At 68.4% G+C, this 22,476-nt stretch carries 11 protein-coding genes and 1 pseudogene; 3 read left to right on the top strand and 9 right to left on the bottom strand.

Annotated features, from left to right (window positions below; all coding sequences use genetic code 11):
* Together ACYP33_RS21635 and ACYP33_RS21640 are read left to right on the top strand one after the other, a co-directional pair.
* Nucleotides 1-387, top strand: a pseudogene (locus ACYP33_RS21635) (hypothetical protein); the annotation flags it as partial.
* A 204-nt stretch (nucleotides 388-591) separates the two neighbouring features.
* Nucleotides 592-885, top strand: a complete 294-nt coding sequence (locus ACYP33_RS21640; RefSeq protein WP_459623859.1) for a hypothetical protein — start codon at nucleotides 592-594, stop codon at nucleotides 883-885.
* Between the two features lie 38 nt (nucleotides 886-923).
* On the opposite strand, the gene ACYP33_RS21645 is transcribed toward ACYP33_RS21640, so the two are convergent.
* From ACYP33_RS21645 to gspF, 7 genes are all read right to left on the bottom strand, one after another.
* Nucleotides 924-1,160, bottom strand: a complete 237-nt coding sequence (locus tag ACYP33_RS21645; protein WP_459623860.1) for a DUF4880 domain-containing protein — start codon at nucleotides 1,158-1,160, stop codon at nucleotides 924-926.
* 284 nt (nucleotides 1,161-1,444) lie between these two features.
* Nucleotides 1,445-2,437, bottom strand: a complete 993-nt coding sequence (locus ACYP33_RS21650; RefSeq protein WP_459623861.1) for a FecR family protein — start codon at nucleotides 2,435-2,437, stop codon at nucleotides 1,445-1,447.
* An 11-nt stretch (nucleotides 2,438-2,448) separates the two neighbouring features.
* Entirely contained in the window at nucleotides 2,449-2,997 is a 549-nt protein-coding gene (locus ACYP33_RS21655) for an RNA polymerase sigma factor (RefSeq protein WP_459623862.1), read from the bottom strand.
* A 6-nt stretch (nucleotides 2,998-3,003) separates the two neighbouring features.
* Nucleotides 3,004-3,837, bottom strand: coding sequence for a secretin and TonB N-terminal domain-containing protein (locus ACYP33_RS21660; protein ID WP_459623863.1), 834 nt, complete (start codon nucleotides 3,835-3,837; stop codon nucleotides 3,004-3,006).
* A 122-nt stretch (nucleotides 3,838-3,959) separates the two neighbouring features.
* A complete protein-coding gene (locus ACYP33_RS21665) occupies nucleotides 3,960-4,466 on the bottom strand; it encodes a GspH/FimT family pseudopilin (protein WP_459623864.1) in 507 nt (168 codons plus the stop codon).
* A gap of 7 nt (nucleotides 4,467-4,473) precedes the next feature.
* Nucleotides 4,474-4,944: a type II secretion system major pseudopilin GspG gene (gspG, locus tag ACYP33_RS21670; RefSeq protein ID WP_459623865.1), complete on the bottom strand. Its 471-nt coding sequence runs from the start codon at nucleotides 4,942-4,944 to the stop codon at nucleotides 4,474-4,476.
* Between the two features lie 39 nt (nucleotides 4,945-4,983).
* Nucleotides 4,984-6,201: a type II secretion system inner membrane protein GspF gene (gspF, locus tag ACYP33_RS21675; protein WP_459623866.1), complete on the bottom strand. Its 1,218-nt coding sequence runs from the start codon at nucleotides 6,199-6,201 to the stop codon at nucleotides 4,984-4,986.
* A gap of 483 nt (nucleotides 6,202-6,684) precedes the next feature.
* Between gspF and ACYP33_RS21680 the strand changes: the two genes are divergently transcribed.
* Nucleotides 6,685-7,959 (top strand): substrate-binding domain-containing protein, encoded by a 1,275-nt coding sequence (locus tag ACYP33_RS21680; RefSeq protein WP_459623867.1) that lies wholly within the window; start codon nucleotides 6,685-6,687, stop codon nucleotides 7,957-7,959.
* A gap of 104 nt (nucleotides 7,960-8,063) precedes the next feature.
* On the opposite strand, the gene ACYP33_RS21685 is transcribed toward ACYP33_RS21680, so the two are convergent.
* Together ACYP33_RS21685 and ACYP33_RS21690 are read right to left on the bottom strand one after the other, a co-directional pair.
* The gene (locus ACYP33_RS21685; protein ID WP_459623868.1) at nucleotides 8,064-9,473 is read right to left on the bottom strand and encodes a GIY-YIG nuclease family protein; all 1,410 of its coding nucleotides are present in this window, start codon (nucleotides 9,471-9,473) and stop codon (nucleotides 8,064-8,066) included.
* Between the two features lie 186 nt (nucleotides 9,474-9,659).
* The gene (locus ACYP33_RS21690) at nucleotides 9,660-22,391 is read right to left on the bottom strand and encodes a filamentous haemagglutinin family protein (RefSeq protein WP_459623869.1); all 12,732 of its coding nucleotides are present in this window, start codon (nucleotides 22,389-22,391) and stop codon (nucleotides 9,660-9,662) included.
* Nucleotides 22,392-22,476 lie beyond the last annotated feature (85 nt).

Below are 22,476 nucleotides of genomic sequence, written 5' to 3' on the forward strand. Positions count from 1 at the left end.
CGCGCGATTCGCAGCCTTGCGCTCGCCGAGCAATGGAAACAGCTCGCGGTGCCGAGGCCGCACGGCCTGTTCGTCGGCGCACTCAACGATCACGACGACGTGACGCTCTCGACCTACCTGCGCCCGGGCGACAACGACCGCCCGTCGCGATGGCAGCCCTACGCGGCGCTGTTCGCGGCGATGCCCGGCGCTCGCGCGAGCCCGGCCCGCGGCGGCGATGTGCTGCAATGGATGATCGACCATATCGTGGCGCTGCAAGCATCCGCTCCGTTCGTCGTGCGCTTCCCGTTCCTGCTGGAGCCCTACCGGGGCACAGACGACCCGCTCGACGCCATGTGGTCCGCCGCGCGTACCGAGGCACGCGACGGCGAACCGGCGCCAGACTAGCCGCGTCGGTATCGAGTTATGTTCCCGACGTTCCCGGCCATTGCCACGCACGGCAAACGAAACGGCGCGCTCGTCGCGCCCGCGCCTGCCGCTGCACGGCCCTCGTTTACTAGGTCGTTGCGAGCCGCGCCAACCCGCAGACTTTATGTTTCGCGTGTTGCCGATGCGGCTATGCGGTATTCATGTGCACTGCAACATGGCAGAATGGCGGCGTCCATCGAGCGAGCCGCCATCATGATGTTTGCCGTCCATCTCACCGCGCCGACCGTTACCGGCGATGACTCGATCTGGTTCACCGCCTATGCGCCGGGCTGGGGGTACGCCGCCTATGCGCTGCCGGCCACCACGTTACGTGAGAAGCTCGGCGCGGCCGGCAGCCAGCCTCAGCAATTGCTGCTGGCGTTCGAACTGAGCCGCCACCGCCTCGTACGCGCCATCACGCAGCGCCTGCCCGCGCCGCCCGGCGTGCGCACCACGCTCACGTCGAACGACGTCTGAACCGCAGGCCCGCTGCCGGGCACGCCTCGCGGCGCGCATCAATGCGGCAGCCGCCGATCCAGCATTCGCATCGCCGCCCATAGCCACAGCACCTCGTGCATCGCCGCCGCATGCGCCGCGCTGCACCGGCACCAGCGCTCGCACGCGGCGAACTCCTCGGCCGCATCGCCGGCCACGCGCAACCACATCAGCCAGCGGATCGCGCCTTCGCGGATCGTGTCGTCGCCTGCCGCGAGCGCGTCATGCGGCGCGCCCGATTCTGCCCGGATCGTCATCTTGCCGTCCCCCGCAGCACGTTATTTGCCGCGCACCTGCCGTCGCGCCGCATCGCGGCACGCAGCCCAAGCTCGTGCATCGGCGCACCGTGCCCACGCCATCGCGCACGGCGCCTCTCATGAATAGAGTCGGTTCGAAGCGGTGCCAACCCGCATGCGAATTCCGTCGCGCCGCATGGCGCAACGCCGCGGCCCGTCACCCGGAAACGATCAGGATGACGGAGCAACGGCATGGCGGGTACGACCGAGGAAAGGAAAGACGCGGCGGCGAGGCGAGCCCCGGTTCAGCTCACCAGGACGATATTGCCGGGCAAGCGCGTGATGCGCGCGCCGTACATGTGGCCGAGCATGTCGATCACGCTGTCGACGCGCGCGATCGGGAACTGCGCCTGCATGCGATTCTCGCCGAGCGACGGATTGCGCAGGATCACCTTGCCGGGGCGATAGCGGTTGATCTGTTCGACCACGTTCGATAACGGCACGTCGTCGAACACCAGTACGCCGCGACGCCAGGCGGTCGCAGCACCGGTATCGGCGCGAGACACGGCCTGCACGCCGCGATCGTCGTAGATCACCTGCTGATCGGCCGCGAGCGTGCGCCGGCCGGCCGGATGCACGAGCTCGACGCTGCCCGACATGCACGTCACGCAAACGTGGCCATCCATGCGGCGCACGTTGAAGCGTGCGATCGCAGCCTGGATGCGCCCCTGGCCGGCCACCACGGTCACCGGCCGCAGCGGCTCGGCGCGGCCCGGCACCGGCGCTGCCGCGTCGACCTCGGCCTCGCCGGACACCAGCACGATGCCCTGCTCGGTATTCGAGGCGAGGGTGTCGATGCGGGTTTGCGTGTTCATCTCGACGGTCACGCGCGACGACAGCGCGATCTGGCGCTGTTCGCCGGTGCCGGTGTAGTAGTTCGAGGCGAGATCGCCGAGCGACGGCCAGAGGCCAAGCGGCGGGCGGACCGCCAGCCACGACGCGCCGGCCGCGACCGCGAAGCCGACGAAGGCGCGCCGCCCGGTGCGCATCGCGCGTTCGCGCCGGGCCACGCCGGCCCACGCCGCGCCGCGCGCGCGATCTTCCTGGGCGACCTCGGCGGCGGCCGTGCGCAACACGCTCCAGGTTTCGCGCAACTGGCCGGCGGCCTGCGGATGCGCGGCCGACCAGCGCTCGAATGCCTCGACATCGGCCGCGCCGGCCTCGCCGGAACGCAGCCGCAGCAGCCATGCGCTGGCGGAATCGTGTGCGTCGTCGGCGGGGTCGAACTCTGTCGTCATCGTCGGGATGTTCAAAATTTACGCGGCCCGCCACGCGAGCCCGGAAGCGAATCGCCTTCGTCCTGCATGCGCTGCAGGCAATATTTCATCGCGGCGCTCAGTTCGCTCTCGACCAGCCGCAGCGAAATGCCGAACTGCTCGGCGATCTCGCGGTTCAGCAGGCCATCCACGCGCGCGGCCACCAGGATCGCGCGACGGCGCGGCGTAAGCCCGCGCAGCACTTCCTTGAGCGTCTCGACCTTGCGGCGTGCCGCGACGATGCGCTCGGGATCGGCTACTTCGTCGGGCAATTCGAGCACCGCCTCGATGTCGTCCTCGTGCAGGTGCCGCCGCTCGCGCCGATGTTGATCGATCGCGACGTTTTGTGCCATCCCGAGGATATACGCATCGGTGTTGCCGACCTGGGTCGAGACATTGGCGTTTTCGAGGCGCAACCAGGTTTCATGCAGCGCATCGGCCGCATTGTCCTTCGAGCCGGTCGCGCGTTCGAGGCGGCGCACGAGGTGGCTGTAGCGCGAGGCGATCAGCTTGCGCAGACCGGCGCGGGAGGAATCGGACATGGCCGCCTAGTTCCGGGACGCCGCCGTCGGGCAGCGGAAATGCACGCCGCTGCCGATCGGCCGCAGCAGGATCGTGATCGGTTGCGGCAGGTCGGCCGGCACCACGGCATCGAGCCGCAATGCGCGCAAGCTGCGCAGGATCGCCGCGTCGCGCGCGGCCTGACCGCTCGACGCCACCTTGTTGACCGCCACGACCGCCCCCTTGTCATCCATGCGTATCTGCGCGACGAACCGGTAATCGCCCGGCACCGCATCCGGTTGAGCGCACAGCGCCTCGATCAGCCGGGCCTGCAAGGTGCCGGCGAACGCGCGGCGTTCTTCCGAACCGTCCACCCCGTCGATCGGCAAGGCGCCGTCCGGCGGGTCGTCCGTCTGCGCGGTGTTCGCGCCTCTCGATCCCGGATCGGCGACGATGATCGCTTCGTCCGGCTGTGTAAAGTCGGCCCGCAAGCCGGTGCCCGCCAGCGCGCGCAGCAAGGCCTCGCGCGGCGGGTAATCCCCGTCGACCGCCGTGCTCATGCGTCCTTCGAGCAGCGGCGCCGGCGCCAGCACGGCCCACGCCGCCACCTTGGCAAAACGCTGCAAGGTGCGAGACAAGGACTGGGCGGGAAGATCGAAATGCCTGGGGCCGGCTGCCGGCGTGGCCGATGCGCCCGCCGCCGCTTCCTGGCCGGATGCGTGACCGGCGGCCCCTGCGATCAGCATCGACGCAATGGCCGATGCCAGGCGCCCGGTCGACGTCCGAAAGCGTGTCATGAATCCCCGGCCCATTTTGAAAAGCACGGCCGGTGTTGCGCCGCCAGCCCGATGATCGGCCGAGCGGCGGATCTGACAGCGCATTGTGAGCAAAACGTATGACAGTCCGGTGACCGGTTCCGCTCCGGCAAGCAATCGTCATGCCCCATCGGCCCCTATATTGTTCGGGGTACGGAATGATGTCGCATTCCGCCGCACGCAGCCGCTCACGGCTGCCGCACGAGGTAGTTGCCGATCCCGGTCGAGACGACCTCGACGCGAATCGATTCCGAGGCCAGCGTGATGGTGACGGGCGTGTCGATGCTCTCCTCGCCGATCACGACGCGTGACAGCGGCTTGCCGCCATCGGTATAGCGGATCGCCACGTTCGTGACCTCGCCGCCCCAGCGGCGCGGCCGGAACAGATCGTCGCCCATCGTGGCCCAGGCGCCGCTGCCGGTGCGCTGCATGAAACGGTAGCCGCCGCCCACCGGCTGCCAGGCGATCGCCTGCGAGCGCACCTGCGCCTCGTCGGTGGCCGATTCGAGCAAGGTCGCCAGGCGGTTCGCCTCCTCGGTCAACGCGGTGCGGCGGTTGCCGGTGGGCGCGAGCGTGACGGCCGCGATCAGGATGCCGGCGATCAGCAGCACCACCAGCATCTCGATCAGCGTGAAGCCGGCCTCGTGGCGCGAGCGGCCGAGGCGCCGTGGCCGATGGCGTGCGCGCGCCCTCATGCCGCGCTCACTGCCACGAGCCGATGTCGGCATCGTTGCCCTCGCCGCCCGCCTTGCCGTCCGCGCCGTAGCTGAGCACGTCGATCGCGCCGTGCGTGCCGGGGCTCAGGTATTGATAGGCATTGCCCCACGGGTCGTTCGGCAGCCGTTCGAGATAGCCGCCGTCCTTCCAGTTGCCCGGCACCGGATCCACCGTGGGCTTCTGCACCAGCGCGCCCAGCCCCTGCTCCTGGGTCGGATAGCGGCCGTTGTCGAGCCGGTAGAGATTGAGCGACTGCATGATCGAGCCGATGTCCTGCTTGGCCGCGACGCGGCGCGCCTCGTCGGGGCGGCTCATGATCTTCGGCACGATCAGCGCGGCGAGAATGCCGAGGATCGCGATCACCACCATGATTTCGATCAGCGTGAAGCCGCGTTGCTTCCGCCGTGCCCGCCGCCGTGCCGCACCGGCCTTGCGCCGGGCTCGATTCACCGTCATGCCTGCATCCTCGTATCGAAGGGCGCTGCCGCGCCCGTGTCACTGCACCATGTTGTTCAGTTCGATGATCGGCATCATCACGGCCAGCACGATCACCAGCACCACGCCGCCCATCGCGAGAATCAGCAGCGGTTCGAGCAGGCTCGTCAGGAACATCGTCTTGCGTTCGAGTTCGCGCGATTCGCCCTCGGCCGCGCGATCGAGCATGGTGGTCACGTCGCCGGTGGCCTCGCCCGAGCGGATCAGGTGCACCAGCACCGGCGGAAACGTCTTGGTGTTGCCGAGCGCGCGCGACAGCGAGATGCCCTCGCGCACGCGCACGATCGCGTCGTCCACCTTGGCGATCATGGCGCGGTTGCTCAGGGTTTCGCCGGCCGCCTGCAGCGCGCGCAGGATCGGCACGCCGGCGGCGGTCAGGATGCCGAGCGTGCTGGCGAAGCGCACCGTGTTGTAGCCGCGCACCAGCTTGCCGAACAGCGGCGCGGTCAGCGCCCAAGTGTCGAATGCCAGCCGTGGCGCGGGCCGCGCCAGCACCTTGCCGATCGCGAATACCATCACCGCCACGCCCGCCAGCGACGCCCACCACCAATGCCGCACGAAGTTCGACAGCGCCAGCATCAGGATCGTCAGCGTCGGCAGTTGCTGCTTGGTGCTGGTGAACACATTGGCCACCTGCGGCACCACATAGCTGAGCAGGAACGTGACGATGCCGAACGCGATCATCGTGACCACGCCCGGATACGTGAACGCCAGCACGATCTTCTGCCGCAGCGCGTTGCTCTGCTCGATGTAGTCCGCCAGGCGCGACAGCACGATGCCGAGCTTGCCGGTGTGTTCGCCGGCCGCCACCAGCGCGCGATAGATCTCGGGGAAATCGTTCGGATGCTGCGTGAGCGCATTGGCGAAGGTGTGGCCGCCCACCACTTCGGCGCGGATCGAGGCCATCAGCTCGCGCACGTAGTCGCGCTCGGATTGCTCGCTGAGCACGGAAAGCGATTCGCTGAGCGGCAGCCCGGCGATCAGCAGGCTGGCGAGTTGCCGCGTGAGGATCGCCTGCTCGCGCTGCGAAAGCTTGCGGCCGATCGAGAGGCGCTGCTTGCGCTCGCCCTGCTTGCGCGAGGCGGCCAGTTCGACCGACAGCGGCGTGAGGCCCTGGGTGCGCAACTGGCCGCGCCCCGCGCGCGCGCTGTCCGCCTCCAGCACGCCCTTGAGCGTGCGGCCCGCCTGGTCGATCGCTTCGTAACGGAATGCCGACATGTCAGTGTTCCCCGGTAATGCGCACGGCGCATTCCAATGCGCCATGACCGGCCAAGATTAAGCAGCGAATCCGTGCAAATTTGTGACGGATGTTGGGCTACCTTTCATGCCGAAACACCGGGTTATTCGGTTTAAAAAATGAATTCGATAATTTTCAATGAAGCCACGCATTTCAATTCATTCAATTATTCTCGCCAACCGCCAATGACAGAACCCGTCGTCATGTTCGGGAAATTCAACGCCGATGAAAATGGTACGCAACATTCGACACGAAACCGCCTTCCCCCATCAATCCGTCGACCGACCCGCCATCAAAAAAGCACCCCGCTAACTCGACAAAAATGTTGCCTACCTTTTGCTACTAAAAATTCACACTATTTATCAGAAATTAAATCTACATTTCTTTCGCGGCATTACTCACGTCTGGCCGCAGCAACAGCAAAGCACAGCACCTTTATTTCATCTTCGTTCAGGGGAATTCTCATGAAGTCCAGCAAGCGCAAGATCTGCCAGGTCCTGGCACTCGTCGTGTCGGGTTTCGGTGCAACGGCCGCCATGGCCGCCGGCCCGCTCATCCAAGGTGGTGGCTCGTCGCTCGTCGCTCCGACGATCCAGTCGGAAATCACGTCGTACGGCTCGAACGCCGGCACGTTTTCGTATTATTCGGTCGGCTCGGGCGCCGGCCAAACCGCCTTCCTGACCAACGCACCGAGCTCGCTCGGCACGGCGGTCTCGGGCACGGTTGACTTCGCGAACAGCGATGCAGGCCTGCAGTCGGCGCAGATCGCCTCGTACAAGGCCGGCCTCGGCACGACCAACGGCCCGCTGATTCAGGTTCCGTACATCGTCACGCCGATCACGATCCCGGTCGTCAACCACAAGCAGACGATCACCAGCACGGTCACGCCGCAAACGACGCCGAATCAGGCGCACAGCCTGGCGCTGAACGACGACGACCTGTGCGGCATCTTCTCGGGCAAGCTCACGAACTGGAACCAGGTGGTCAACCCGGAAACCAGCACCACCTACGCGGCCAACCCGATCACGGTGATCTACCGTACGGACAGCAGCGGCACGACCGAACTGCTGACGCGCCACCTGCAACAGGTTTGCACGAAGGGTGCGAACTCGAACGTCTCGTTCTCCGATTCGCTGGTGTTTTCGGATGAGTTCGGCGGCACGGTGCCGAGCAACTTCATCGGCGCATCGGGCAGCGGTGGCGTGCGTACCGCGCTGCTGACCTCGGGCGGCGCTGGCGGCACGGTCGGCTACCTGAGCCCGGACTGGACGAACGCGTTCCTCGCACCGTCGAGCACGGCGCTGGCGTCGAACAGCGGCGCGAACGTGGAAGTGGCCAGCCTGCTGAACGGCTCGACGTACTACGCACCGACCTATCAGAACGCAACGCTGGCGGTGGGTTCGGTCACGGTTCCGAGCACGAAGGTGCAGGCTTCGAATCAATTGAACTGGGTGCCGAATGCCGCCAAACCGACCACCGGCTACCCGGTGTCGGGCACGAGCCAGATCATCTTCAGCCAGTGCTACAAGGACGCGAACGTCGCCGCCGATCTGGTCGGCTTCCTGAACGCTCACTACTCGGGCAGCAGCAGCGCCGCCACGCTGCACGGCAACGGCTTCGACACGGTGCCGTCGAACCTGTTGAGCGCACTCCAGGCCGACTTCCTGAGCAATTCGAGCGGCTTCAACCTCAACGTCGGCAACACGGCCATCTGCACGGGTTCGGTCGCCGGCCGTTAAATCCGAACGGAACGCGGCAGGCGCTGTCCTGCCCGATCCGAGCGCAACGCCCCGGGCTTCCCGGGGCGTTTTTCATTGTGCGCGACGCCAGCGGCCGGCCCCGTTCACCGACCGGGCGGATCGAGGTCGACCGGATAGGGCAGATCGTTTTGCGGCTCGGTCTCGGCGGCGCCGGGTTCCACCTGGTGCGGTTTGGGGGATCGATGCGGTCTGCGTTTCGTGCCATGAGCGTGGGCCTTTTTCGCATTCCGATCGTTCGCCGGCTTCTGGACGGCCGGTGGCGGATGCGGCTTCAGGCGATCCGATACGAGATCGACGGCATACGCCGCGGCAAGAACGCAGCCGGTAATGAAGAGCCGTGAAAGCAGCGACCGACGAGGCCGGGGTTTTGACGAACGTCGCGCAGCGGGTGCGGGTGCCGGTTGAACAACGGCGCGCGCGGCCCGTTCTTGCGCCTGTTGGTTGGCCACTTCCTGCGCCTTGCGCATCTGCTCGACGGCTTCCCGGGTTTTGCGCGCCTGCTCGACGGCCTCCCACTCCTTGCGCGCCTGCTCGGCCGCGTCGCGCTGCGCGACAGCCAGCGCCTCGCGATTCAGCTCGGCCTGGATTGCCGTGACGGCCTCGTCGACGGTACACCGGAAAAACTCGCGATTCGGATTGACGCGCCAAGGGTCCAACGCCCGGTGCACGCCTTGCTCGGCGTCGAAGGCCAGCGAGAAATGTGCGGCATGCACGACGTCGAACCGCTGCGGCACGCCGCGATAATCGATCTTCTCGCGCTCGTAGTAATAGAGCGACCCCGCGCGTGCTTCCGGATTCAGCCCCGTGTAACCGATCTTCAGGAGCGGCACCCGGCCGTCGTGATAAACGCGATTGGCCATCACGTAAACGTAGCCCGGCGTCCGCGTGCGCTGCTGGCCGAGCCATGCCTCGCGCGCGGCCCGCGCCGCCTCGGCGTCGGGCTCGCGATGCGTGGCGGGATCGATGTCGTCATCGGCGCCGCGTGGCTCGGGCGGCCGCACCGCCTTGTAGGCGATGTCGCCTTGCACCGCCGTGTGCAAGGCATTCACCGCTTCCTCGATCGAACACGCGAAAAAATCGCGCTCGATGCGGTCCGGATTCAGACGCCTGTCGTGCAGGGCGAGGTGGGCACGACGCATGGTCGCCCAGGCCTTCCACACCATCGCCTGATATTCGATCCGAAACTCGAACGGCACGCCCGTCTTATATAACTGTTCCAGGCTGGCTTTCAGCGTATGGGTCGTATAGCCGATTTTCACGACGGGCACGCCATTCAAATGAAAGCCGGAATTCGCCAGCACATACACATAGCCCGGCTTTTCCGGGACAGCGTGATTGAATTTGCATCCGGACATGAAATTCGAACACCCCAGGAACACCACGCCATCCGCGTGACGTTCGCGCAGCTTGATACGGCCGCCATGGCACAGCGGGCACGGGTCGTCCTCGCGGTGCCCATGCTTTTTGTGCGGGTACGTCGATTGAGTTGACATGAAACTGCGGCCGGCCGGTTCTGGATTATTTTGAAGCGCGATTATGCCACCGGCGGCTTTATTGCATTACATGCATGATGCGATATTCCCCCGCGATATCGTTGCCGGTTTTTATTGATATCGCTCGCCCAAAAGAAAACCGCCGCATGACGCGGCGGTTTTCTTTCCAATGGCGTTGCGGCCTCGTCAAATCTTGCCGATCCGCGCCCTCTCCTGCTCGCTCAACACGCCATGCTGGGTCGGCCCGGCCGGCCCGAAGCCCACCACCGACACCGCGTTCGACGGATCGTAGCTGACCACGCCACGGCGGCGCTTGCGCGAATCGCTGTCGTCCGAATCGCCGAAGCCGTCCACCTGCACCGAGATCGACCAGCGGCGGATCGCACCGCCCGCCGCATTGTTCTTCGCGAGATCCTGCGCCATCTGGCTGGCGGCCGAACCGGCCGAGCTCGCCGCGCTCAACGCGCCGGTATTGACCGCCGCCACCGTGGGAATGCCGGTGGCCTGGTTCGTGACCGCGATGTTGTCGGCATTGACCACGTGCAGCGCCGCGACGTTGATGTTGCCGGCGCGAATCCCGGCGTCGCCGGCATCCACCGTGCCGCGCGGCGCGATCAGGTTGATCGTGCCGATCGGCACGCCCGGAATGCTCTGCAGCGTCGCGATGCCCGCGCCCGTGACTTCGCCGCGCGCATCCACCGTGCAGTAGTGGTTCGCGTCGCACACGTACTGCGGCGCGGGCACGTCGGCCGACGATTTCGAGCCCTTGCCGGCGTTGATGTCGCCGTTCGAACTCCAGATCGTCATGTCGCCGCCCTGTTCGGTAAATACCCGGCTCTGGGCCAGCAGCAGGCTGCGGTCGGTGAAGATATCCACGTCCCCCTTCTCGAGCGTCAGGATGCCGACCGCTCCCGGCCCGGCCACCACGTGGCCCGAAAAATCCAGCACTTCCGGCGGCGTCACGGTGCTGCCGACCAGCGCCTGGCCGCCCGGCCCGAGCAGGGTCACGTTGCCGCCCTGCTGGGTCTGGATCGTGGTGTTGCGAATGTCGAGGTTGCCGGTCGTGATCGTGCTGTTCGCGCCGTTGGTGCCGCCCGTCAGATTGTTGGCGGTGTAGCCGTAGGCCGCCGGGAACAGCGTGTTGATCGCGTCGAAGCCGCGCGCGTACTTCTGGAAGAACGGGCTCGCCGGGTTGTTGTAGTCCTCGCCCACGCGAGTCAGCACCGAGAACAGGATCTGCTCGGCGAAAAGCTGCCGCACATAGGCCGGCAGCGCCTGGAACCGGCTCCACGCATCGGCCGCGGTGATGGGGACCAGCACCGGCTGGTCTTTCACCAGGCCGGTATCGATCACCTTGCCCGCCTCGTACTGCTCGACGAAGGCGATCAGTGCGGGCGTCGTGCCGGCGCCCTGCGCGGCCGCGGAGGCCGGGTCGATATAGGTCGCGGAAAACGTCGGCAGATCCACCCCCGGCCCCACGCCGAACAGCACGTTGATGCTGGCGCCGTCGTGCGGCAGATACGGGTTGCCGGCGTTGCCCACCGCGTCGATGCCCGCATAGGTGGACGCGCTGATGCTGCCCAGCGCCGCATTCGCCTGGATCAGATTGGCCAGCGGCCCGATATTGCGGCCGGCCTCGATATCCAGCACGCCGGGGCCGCCGAGCACGATGGCCGGCACCACTGGCGCGATGCCGATATTCGTCAGCGGCGTGTCGTAGATGTCGCGCCCCGCCACCACGCGCGTCACGTCGGATGTGCGCAGGTTCTGGCCGCGCAAGGACAGATCGACGATATCCACGCCGGCTTGGATCAACGCGGGCTTGTCGATGCCGATCGTCGTCAGGTTCTGATATTGCTCGATCGGGGCGTTGGCCACCGGCACCCCATCGACGATCGACCCGTTGAGGCTGTAGATGCGCGCCGGGTCGGTATCGTCGGCATGCAAGCCCCCGGCGACGTGCGCGGCCAACGTCGCGTCGGTCAGCAACGGCACGTCGACGAACGGCCTGACGGGCGACGGCATCGAAGCCGGATCGTTGTCGAGCAACCCGAAATCGTTGCCGGTCGCCACGCTGTTTTTGATCACGCTGCTACTCGAAATCGAGATCGATTGATCGGCCAGCAGCGTGAGATTGCCCGATGGCGACGGCGTCAGCTCGCCGCTCGAGGCGATGGTGATCCCGCCGTCGATCGCCGTCAGGTTCACCGTGGCCGGCAACACGAACGACATGTCATTCTGCCCCGCCGGCTCGTTGCTGTCCGAACCACCGCCGATAAAGTGCAGATTGGCCAGCGTGCCGAACGCTACGTTGCCGGTGGTCGAGGTGACGTCGAGTCGCGAATCCGTCGAATAGCCCTGCGCATCGACCAGCAAGCCGAACGCGAGGGTTGCCGCCCCCTGCACGTAGGACGGATCGAGCACCCGGCCGAGGTTCACGCCGAGCCGGGCCGTTACGTCGAAGCTCGCATCCTGCATGCCGAGTATCGTGCCGACGTCGATCGCCGGCAGCCCCAAGAACTGCGAGGCCACCGAGAAGTCGGGCGCGATGCGCCCCCCCGCCACGATGCTGCCCGAACCCTGCGCAACGAAATACGTGCCGCTCAGGATATCGCCGCCGGCCTTGACGGCGAGATTGCCGCCGCCGACCGTGTGCAGCGTGGGCGAATCGGTGTTCGTATTGGTCAGCCACCAGGTGGTGGGCAAGGACACCGACAGGTTCCGGATGTCGCCGCCGGCCGTCACCGAGACATTGCCGCCCACGCTCATGACGCCCTGGTCAAAGGCGCCGAAATTGATCGAGGTCTGTACCGTCTGCGTCACGGGGCTGATGGCGCCGACCTGGCCGGTCGGGTTGCCCACCTGCATCCACTGCCACCAGAACTGACTCAGGTCGCTGCCCTTGACGCCCGTCACGAGGCCGGTCGCATCGGTCAACTGCTCGGCGCCGACGATGTCGCCGCCCGCCCGCAGCGTGATGTCGCCGGCCGAATCGGGGTTGGCCCGCTCGGTCACTAGCAGGTCCGGGTAGTTGCCGTTACTGTTGAACGACGGGTTGACGATCGACACCGACGTGTCCGGCGCGGGCGCGCCCGCCGACGGCGCACCGCCGGCATAGATCACGCCCGGCACCAATTGGGTGGTCGCGGGATCGACCGCCGCCGAGGTATCGAACAGCGCGATATTGCCCGCGGCCGCCACGTCGATCGACCCGGTGCCGGTGCGGATCATGGTCGGGGCCAGCAGTTGCCGGCCGTTGCTGTCCAGGTAGCTCGTGTAGCCGTCGAGCACCACGCTGCCGCTTTGCCCCACCGAGCGCACCGGCTGCACGGCGAGCGGATTGGCGCTGCCCAGGTCGGCCCCCGCCACGATTCGCAGCGAGCTGCTGTTGCCGCCCGACAGGCCGGCCACCAGCAGCGGCAACGGGTTGCTCGCGGTGGCGACCGGCGACGGGGAGTTGTCGGTCACGCTCGGCAGGGCGATGGTCGGCGTGCCGATCACCGCCACCGCCTGCACGGCCGGCGCCGTGAGCGCATCGATGTACGGATTTGAGCCCCGATGCTGAGCCTGCCATTGCGCCACGGCTGACAGATACTTCTGGAAATCGTTCAGGTAGATCAGGTACGAACCTGGATCCGTGGCCTGCTGCGCGGCGCTCGGCGCGCTCGGCGCAAGCGGCTGCCCCGCTAGAATGGGACCATTGTGGTTGAATGAAATGAGCTCGACGATATCGCTGCCGGGGTCCCGTTGCAGCAATGTCGCCAGGCTCACGTCCGACGAGGTCAGGTAGTTTTCATAGGCGGAATACAGCGCGTAATACTCCGCGATTTCATCCGGCGTGCCGCCCGCCGGCTTGCCCGGGCCGCTCGCCAGGCCGGCGCTTTGCCAATAGTTGAGTCCGTAGCCGTAGTTGGCGCCGAACACGCCGGCCGGTTGGGTGAAGCCCGTGTACGACGCGTCGTAGGTCGACAGCGGGGGCACCGTGATCGAACCGCCGCCGCCGCTCGGGTTCGCGATCTGGAAGAAGCCGTCGGTCAGGCTGGCCTCGACCTTGACGTCGTTCTGCGCGCGCAGCGTCACCACCGGCGCCTGCCCGCCGAATCGATAGGCCAGGTCGGTCGCGGACGTGCCCGCGCCCAGGTTCCAGTTGGTCAGCACCGAAATATTGCCGCCGTTGATCGCGGCGCTCGGGTTGTCCAGCTCGATGCCGGGCCGGAGAATCGCATCGGGCACCACCGATTTCAACGGGTTCACCACCGCGTCCAGCCCGTGCTGCACGAATCCCATCAGCGTGCCGGGCACCGCCGCGGTCGCGTCGCCGTTCTGGTAGCCGTAGAAGCCCTGATGATCGGCGTTGGTGCTGCCCGGCGCGAAGTACATCGACGCCAGGCCACCGAAGCCGATGGCCGCATCGCCGTTGCGCAACTGCGCGGCGCTCACGGTGGCCGAGGCGTTGGTTGCGGTGTTCGTGACCGTGCCGCCGCCATCGCCGTCGGCATCGGGCGTGAAGCTGAACGTGGCGCCGCTCGCGCCCTGCCCCGTGAACGTGCCGGCCAGCAGGTTGCCCTGGCTGTCGAACCAGCCGGCCGGATCGACATAGCTGTCGAAGTGCTGCGCGCCGGTCGTGGCGTCGGTCGTGCTCCAGACCGCATAGGCCTCGAGCGAGGTCGCCCGCGAGCCGACGATGCCCTTGCCGGCCGCGCGGTCGAAGCCGCCGGACGGCACGATCAGATTGACCGTGCCGTCCGCCAGCAGCGGCGCGCGGAAGCTGACCGTGCCGCCCGACAGGCCGCCCGCCGTGCCGCCCGACACGTCGATCAGCGATTCCGCCCCGAGCCGGATCGTGCCGGCCCGCGACGGATCGATGTTCTCGTAGCCGTAGGTGGCGCTGTACGGGTTCGCCGCGGTGGGATCGAACACGCCGTTGGTGCCGATCACGACCGTGCCGCCGCGCTGCTTCGGGTCCGAGCCCCGCGCGAGCAGCGTGCCTTCGAGATCCACGCCGCTGTGGCCGAACAAATCGATCTCGCCGCCGGCCGCGCCCGAGGCGTCGATCGTGCCGGCGATATCGACATTGCCGCTGGCGGTATCGGCCGCGTTGCCCGCGCCGCCGTCGGCATTGAGCGACACCGCATGCGCCGTGAGCGTATTGCCGGCCGACAGGCTCAGGTTGCCCGAACGGGTATGGATCGTGATGGCGTCGTTCACGCCGCTCGCGGCCAGCGTGGCGGCGAAGCTGTCGAGATCGACGGCGCCCGCCGTGTTCAGCGACAACGAGCCGCCCGTGAAGCCGGCCGCGGCCGAGCCCTTGATCGTACCGGCGAGCAGCACGTTTTGTTGCGGGGCCGACAGCGTCAGCGCCCCGGCCGCGCCGCCGCCGCTGGCGCCCGAGAAATCGAGCGTCGCGCCGTTTTGCACCTGGATCGTACCGGCGTCGGCGACCAATGAAATATTCCCGGCCGGCGTGTAGGCGACCACGTCGAAGAACGTCTTCGACACGCCGGCCGTGCTGACGGTGGCGCCCTGCCCGATCGTCAGGTCGCCGGACGTCGCTTCCAGCGACAGGTTGCCGGCTGGCGCCATGACGGTCGCGCCATTGTCGAGCAGCGTGCCGCCGATCAGCGAGAGCGCGCCGCCCAGCGCATTGCGCGACAGCGCCGTGCCGGCGCCGGCGTCGAGCGTCAGCGTGCCGGTGGTCTTCAGCGTGGCGTTCGAGCTGGTATCGGCCAGATAGACCGGCGCATGGAGCGTGACCGGCGTCGCGCCGAAATCGAAGGTGCCGGTGCCCTGGCCGACGATGCCGCCGGTGGCCGTCATGTCGACCGAGCCGAATCCGCTCAGGTTCTTCGTGCCGGCGCCGAAGTCGATTTCCTGCGCGTTGACGTTCAGCGTGCCGCCGCCCGCGACGGCGCTCGCGTTCGGCGCGCCCGATTCGTTGGTGAAGGCGATCTGCGGCGCATCGAGCGTGACGTGCCCGCCATCGCTGGTGAAGGTGCCCGCGCTGAGGTCGACGCGATTGCCGAACGTGGCGCTCACGTCGCCGAGGAACGCCATGTCGCCGTAGCTGCGCAGCGTCACCTGATCGGCGTTCGCGAACTGGGCGAGGCCGGCCGGGCTGATCACGAAGCCGGGGCGGCTCGCGACCGTGCCGTCGATGCGCTCGGCAAACGTGATGGCCGAGCCGTCGACCACGATCGAGCGGCCCGACAGCACCGCCGCGGGATCGATCTTCAGGTCGCCGGACGAATCGATCAGCAGCGCCTGGCCGCCCGCGAGCGTCGCGCCCGCGCCGATGCTCAACAGGCCCGAGCCGTTCGCGCCGGTGCGCGCGAGCGCCGCCGCCGCGCCGTTCGAGACGCGCAGCAACGCGCCGTCGCCCGAGATCGCGATCGGCGGGTCCTTCAAGGCCGGATAGCTGCCCGATGCGACGATCGAGGCGCCCGCGTCGATACGCAGGCCGTTGGCGGCGTTCGGATCGGCGCCGCCGGCATCGGTCTTGGTGACGAGCAGGATTTCCGGGCCGGTCAGGGTGCTGTTGCCGTCGTTCGACACCACCACGCTATTGGCGATCGGCGTGATCGTGATGCCGCCGGCGCCGGCGCTGCGCGTGCCGCCGATCAGCAGGCTGCCGGCGCCGAGCGTGTCGAGGCCGCTGGCGTCCACCTGCAGATAACCGGCCAGCGCGGTGCTGCCGTTGCCGGTGATCTGGATGTCCTGCGAGGCGATATCGACCTCGGCCGGCGCGCCGCCGGGGCCGGCGGCGGTATTGAGCTTCGCCCCGAGAGCCAGCGACTGCGTCGCCGCCAGCACCAGTTGCCCGCCGTCCACCGGCAGCGGCGGCGTCACGTTGCCCTTGCTCGCCGCCTGCGCGGCGAAGAAGCCGTTGGCGCTGGTCAGCGTGTATTGCGAATACTGCTGCCAGACCGCGCCCGATTGCACGTCGAACAGCGTCGGGGTGGCCGCCCGGCCGCCGGTGGCCGCATCGGCCCAGTAGCCGGCGGTTTCGACCGTGCCGTCCGGCAGCACCTGCCGGGCGCCGGCCGCGACATTGCCCGCCACGCTCGATACCGTCACGCGAAACGCGCCCGGCACGGTGGCGTACTTCGCCGGCAGCAGCGTGTAGTAGCCCGGCGCGAGCCCCGGCACGCCCGACAGATAGACCGACTTGCCCACCGCGTCGCCGACGCCGGCCTGGCCGACGCCGAGCGTCGCCGTGGTGGTGGTCGCCGCGCCGTTGCCGGTGGTCGCGGGCTGGGTGATCTGGGCAAACAGCGGGTCGTAGGCGGCCGCGACCGGCTGCACGCCGGGCACGATCGCATAGACGTTCCCCGCGCCGGCATTGACCGGCACCGCAACGCCCTGCGCGGAACCGGCGAAGCTCACCGAATACTGGCTCAGCACGTCACGCGTGCCGCCCGTCCCCGACACCCATTCGGCCGCCTGCAGGTCGCCGCCGCCCGACAGGTCGATGGTGGCGCCCGGTGCGAGCGAGATCCGGCTCGCATTCAGGCCGATCAACTTGGCCGGCGGCGCGTTCAGGTCGGTGGCCACGTTGCCCGTCAGCGGGTTGTACTGCCATTCGACGCCATCGACGGTGGTGCCGTAGGGAATGATCAGGCCGCCGTTGGACACCGAGGTCACGCTGCCCGCCGTCAGGCTCACGGAATCGGTCGCCACCACCGGCAGCGTGCCGAATTGCGCCTGCGTCGCGCTGCTGGCGGGGTCGCCCACCCCCAGCACCAGCGAGCCGGACGGCACGCGCACCGTGCCGCCCTGCACGATGTCGGTGGCGTCCACCAGCAACGCGCCGGCCGCCGACAGCGGCGTGCCGGACGAACCGTTCGAGGCGAACGTCACGCGGGTCGAGGCCGGCTTGCCGGTGGCCGGGTCGGTCGGGCCAACCGCGTCGATGAGGTACGTGGCGCCGGTGGCGGGATACAGGTCGGCGCTCGTGAAGCTGAGGTTGCCCGGCGAATAGAGCACGCCCGGCGAGTAGGTCTTGCCGCCGGCCGCGATCTTCGTCGAGCTGAGGCGGATATCGCCGCTGCTCGTGAAATTCGCGTGGCCGAAGTTGTTCAACTGCACCTGATTCGACAGGTCGATGAACGCGGCGTTGACGTTCAGCGTGGCGTCCGACAGGGCCGCCACCGGTGCAAACGCCTGATTCGTCAGATTGGCGGTGGGGCCGGCCACGGCGACATACGGCGCCGAGATATCGACCGTGGTGCCGAGCGCGGGCTGCACGGCGTTGCCGAGCAGCGTCGCGATCGCCGAGGGCGCGCCGGTGCCCGATGCCGGCGCGGGCGTGCTCAACAGCGCCGAGAGCTGGTCCGCGCCGATCGCCGCGAGCCGATCGGCGCCGATCACGATCGAGCCCGGCAGCGTCAGGTTCACGTTGCCGACGAACACCACGGGCGGGGCCGCGACGTTGGCGGTCGGCGGGGACGTACTGCCCAGCACCAGGTTCGCCACGCCCGAGCCGTCGAGCCGGTCGACCGCGAACTGGAGCACGCCGGTCGGCGCGCCGATCGGCTGTCCGGTGGTCGGATCGATCGCGGTGGCGAAGCTGTCGCCGGGCGCCAGTCCGGCCGGCGTCAAGACGCCGTCGGGCCGCAATACGAGCGCCGTGGTGCTGACGCCGGCCACATTGAGCCGCCCCAGAATCGACAGGGTGCCGCCCGATGCCTGGGCCGACCCGCCGTGCGCGGCCAGCGTCGCATCGGCGAACAGGCCGTCGGCGGCCGACAGCGTGATCGAGCCGGCGTCGCTCCACACCGGCTGCGGCTGGTAGGTGCCGTTGGCCTGGAGCACGTCGAAGCGGGTTTGCGCGCCCGACACGTCGATGCGCGAACCGGGCTGCGCGACCACATAGCCGGTATCGCTCGACAGCGTGACCGAGCCGCCCGCGAGCACCTTGCCGGTGGTCGGCTGGACGGTCGCCAGGCCGATGCGGGCCGGTACGGCGAGCGGATCGACGAGCGCCACGCCCGCGGCGTCGAGCACCGCGTCCGGCCCCAGCCAGACGGTCCGGTCGCCGTTCGCGAGCGTGCCCTGGAGCTGCCCGGTCACGGCGAAGGTGCCGCCGGTATCGGCGCTCAGCGTGATCGCGCCGCCGGGCGCCACGATCGACCCGAGCACGGTCACCTGCCGCGACGAGCCGAGCCCGACGCTTGCGCCCGGATCGGCGACGATCGACGCACCGGCGCCGAGCGTCACCGCACCCGTGACGCCTGCATACGACGGTTGCGCGCCGCTGGCGTCTTTCCACGCCACATAGCCGCCGGCCGTCATCACCAGGCTGGTCGGCTGGCGATGGTAGGCGTCGAGCGTGCCCGAGGTGGTCAGGCCGGCGGTCGACAGGTTGGCGCCGCTGGCCGTGCCGATCAGCGCCGCTGCGTCGGGAATCCGGTTGCGCTGACTCAGCGAGAGCGTGGTTCCAGGCGTGATCACGCTGTCGTAAAACGCGTTGAGCACGTATTTTCCGAAGCCTTGCTGCGAGAAGAACGTGTCCGGCAACGCCAGCGACCAAGCCGGCGCGGCCGACGGATCGCCGCCGACCTGGAACCCGAGCGCCTGGAGCGTGAGCGTGCCGCCGCCCGAAAACCCTTCGCTCAGGATCGTGCCATCCATCGCAATGCGGCCTTGCGTCGGTTGGGCGAGCGGCAGGCGCGAGTCCCCCCCGTCGCCGAACTGCGCGTTGTTGGACGTGTAGTAGGTATCGAGCGTGAGGCTGCCGCCCTTGCCCTGCACCACGCCATTGCTCGTCAGCAACTGGCCGTTCGACAGCATTTCGCCGCCGCTCGACAGATCGAGCACGCTGCCCGGCCGAAGCAGGATCGACCCGGACGTGTCCGTCGCCGCGCTGCCGCCGAGCGAGCTCTCGTTCGACGCCAGCGTGATGCTGCCGCCGTCGATGAACTGGCGGTTGCCGGCCGTGCTGCCCGGCGCGGCCTGCACGTCGTTGTTGACCCACTGGCCGGCGACGCTCAACGTCGCATGCGGGCCGACCACCACGTCGCCGCCGCTGATGATCGAGATCGACCCCGAGGGGGCGCTCAGCGAGCCGAGCACCGTCGTGCCGCCCGGCCCCGGATTATTGAGCTTGATGGAGCCGCCCGGCTGCACCGCGAGCGCGGCGCCTTCCGCCACCGTGAAGCCGGTGCCGGTCGTCGTGTCCTCGGTCACGCCGACATGGGAGAAGCCCCCCTTGCTCAGCGTATCGACCGGCACCACCGTGGTCGCCAGCACGTTGTTCGGATCGGTGACGCCGAGCGCGCCGAGCGTCGCCGGGTCGAACGCCGTGGAGATGGAGAACCCCGGCGACAAACTGTCGAGGTCCGGCGCCTGATTCTGCAGCACCACCTGCCCCGTCACGCCCGACACCCCCGCCGAGCCGCCCCACGCGCGGTTGACCAGCGAGGCGCCCGTCAGCGCGGCATCGGCGCCCAGGTTGAAGGTGCCGCCGGTCGGCAGGTCGTTGCCCTGCGTCTGCTTGGCGCCGCCGAACGCCTGCGCGCTGATGTCGCCATCCAGCACCGTGGCCGCCGCGCCGTAGATGTCGAGCGTGCCGGCATTGCCGCCGACGATGAACGCCGATTGATAGACGCCCGCGCCCGACTGCAGCGGATTGAACCAGTTGCGGGTGATGCCCCAGCGCGGATGCGATTCGACGAACTGGCCCGCGATGCCGAGATAGGTGTCGTAGGGGTTGGCCTGGCCGATCGGCACGATCGCGCCGTTCGCATCCACCAGCCGGGTCGTGTCGACCACGCCGCCGTCGTAGTGGACATAGCCGCCGTTGAGGTTCATCGACGAGCCGGTGGCCGTCACCACCTCGTTGCCCGACAGGACGATCGACCCGCCGTTGGTCAGCAGTTGATCGACCGAGCGCGGCATCAGGTCGACGTATCCGCTCAGGTTCAGGATCGGGCTGCCCACCCATTGCACGCCGTCGCTGCGCGTGCCGGTCAGCGTGCTGTCCACCACCACGCCCTTCAGGCCGAACAGGAAGCCGTCGCGCAGCAGCGGCGAATCGCCCAGTTCGTTCTGGCCGATTCGGTCGATCGTCAGCAGGATGCTCGACATCGGCAGCTCGACGTTGGCCAGGCCTGACACGTCGATGGTGGCACCGCTGTCCAGGTAGATCCGCCCCGGCACCGCGCGCTGCGCGAGGTCGGCGTTGCTGCTCACGACCGACGGCGTCAGCGCCGTGACCGCCACCGTCGAACCGGGCGCCTCGATCAGCGAGCCGCCCTGGAACCACACGCCGCCCGCCGTCATCGCGATGCTGCCCGGGTTGAAGGTGGTTCCCGGCGTCGAGGTGGCGGTCTGGCCGTTCTCGTCGGGCAGCACGGTCGTGACGGAATTCGGCCCGAAGCTCAGCAGGCCGGCCCGGTGCAGCGTGCTGCCGTCGCCGGTGCGATCGGTGGTCGCGACCGGCAGGCCGGCGTAGGCCGCGCCGAGCGGATTGTTGGCGTGGAATTCGTCGAGCGTCGAAAACGTGATCGTGCCCGGCGTGTTGACGCTGGTGGTCACCCCCACCACGCCGTTCTGGTCGATGCGCCCGCCCAGCAGGTTCACGTTGCCGCGCGACGCCTGGACGATGCCGGTATTGGTCAGCGTGCCGACCGGCGTCAGGTCGGTCGCCGCGCCGGTCTGCGCATTGAGCAGCGTGATCGACCCGCTCAATTCCGGCATCAGCACCTGCGGCTGCGCCGTGTTCGGCTTCAGGCTCACGCCGAGGCCGGCCGCCAGCACGACCTGGCCGTCGCTCGCGGAAATGCTGCCGGCGTTGGTCACGTTGGGCGCGGCGATCAGCACGAAGCCGCCGTCGCTGACGGTGCCGTTGGCATGGGTGGTGATCGATGCGCCCTGCTCGATCGTCACGTCGCCCCACGACTGGTACTGGCTCGCCGAGCTCAGGTTGATGTTGCTGCCGAGCCCCAGCACTTCGTTGGGCACCGATGCATTGCCCGACACGCTGCCGGTGCTGCCGGCCTCGTTGCCCGCGAGCCCGCCGGTGGTGCCGGCCGACGAGGCGAGGAACTGCCGGTTGCTGGCGACGATGCCGGCCGCGTCCTGCCCGAGCGTGGCGTCCGTCACGAACGGCGTCTGACTGACGACCGTCTGGTTGTAGTTGTTCATGTTCAGCAGATCGAGCGACGACGCCACCAGCGCATGCACGTTGATCTGCGAGCCCGCCCCGAACAGCACGCCGTTGCGGTTGATCACGTACACCGCGCCCTGCGCCGTGATGCTGCCGAGGATCTGGCTGGGCCGCCCGCTCGGGTCCATCACGCGGTTCAACACGGCCCAGTTGTTGGCGCCGTTGGTCTGCGTGCCGCCCGACTGGTCGAAACTGAGCGTGGTCTGCCGGCCGACGTTCAGGGTCTGCCAGGTCAGCACGGCGTTTTGCGCGGTCTGCTGGATGTCCACCGCCACGTGGCCGTTGGCGTCGACGCTCTGAGTCGGCGCGCCGGCATTGATCCACAGCACCGGGTTCGACGGATCGTTGCTCGCGCCGTTCGCGACCTGCAGCCCGCCCGCCGCCAGGCCGTTCGGCACGTTCGAGGCCGCGGTGGCGGCCGCGGCGGCCGCCGCGTGCTGGGCGGCGATCTGCGCGGCGATCGCCTGCGCGGTATAGCCGAGGTTGCGGATCGACGGCTGGCTCGCCTGCAGCGCCGCCTGCGGCGACATGCCGATATTGGTCGCACCGAGCCCGGCCACGCCCGCCGCGCTGCCCGAGGCGCGCGGCGTCGCCGCGCCGAGGTTGACGATGCCCGCCGCATGGGCGTGCGCGGTGACGCTCGCGGCCAGCAACAGCGCGACGGCCCGGCAGACCGGGCGCAGCTCCGCTTTCAGGACGGCGCGCGCGGCCGTCCGATCATGTTGTCGTGCTGCGCGTGCGTCTGCTGCCATCCCTCACCCCGAACCCGATAGATGTTGTGCGTGGCGCCAGCCGTTCGAGACGGCGGCCCCCCGGAATCCGACGACGATACGAAGC

The sequence above is a fragment of the Burkholderia sp. 3C genome, from assembly GCF_054589155.1.

Coding starts and splice junctions, on each gene's coding strand:
- ACYP33_RS21640 (WP_459623859.1), top strand. CDS start 592: ATGGCGGCGTCCATCGAGCGAGCCGCCATCATGATGTTTGCCGTCCAT.
- ACYP33_RS21645 (WP_459623860.1), bottom strand. CDS start 1,160: ATGACGATCCGGGCAGAATCGGGCGCGCCGCATGACGCGCTCGCGGCA.
- ACYP33_RS21650 (WP_459623861.1), bottom strand. CDS start 2,437: ATGACGACAGAGTTCGACCCCGCCGACGACGCACACGATTCCGCCAGC.
- ACYP33_RS21655 (WP_459623862.1), bottom strand. CDS start 2,997: ATGTCCGATTCCTCCCGCGCCGGTCTGCGCAAGCTGATCGCCTCGCGC.
- ACYP33_RS21660 (WP_459623863.1), bottom strand. CDS start 3,837: ATGCGCTGTCAGATCCGCCGCTCGGCCGATCATCGGGCTGGCGGCGCA.
- ACYP33_RS21665 (WP_459623864.1), bottom strand. CDS start 4,466: ATGAGGGCGCGCGCACGCCATCGGCCACGGCGCCTCGGCCGCTCGCGC.
- gspG (WP_459623865.1), bottom strand. CDS start 4,944: ATGACGGTGAATCGAGCCCGGCGCAAGGCCGGTGCGGCACGGCGGCGG.
- gspF (WP_459623866.1), bottom strand. CDS start 6,201: ATGTCGGCATTCCGTTACGAAGCGATCGACCAGGCGGGCCGCACGCTC.
- ACYP33_RS21680 (WP_459623867.1), top strand. CDS start 6,685: ATGAAGTCCAGCAAGCGCAAGATCTGCCAGGTCCTGGCACTCGTCGTG.
- ACYP33_RS21685 (WP_459623868.1), bottom strand. CDS start 9,473: ATGTCAACTCAATCGACGTACCCGCACAAAAAGCATGGGCACCGCGAG.
- ACYP33_RS21690 (WP_459623869.1), bottom strand. CDS start 22,391: ATGGCAGCAGACGCACGCGCAGCACGACAACATGATCGGACGGCCGCG.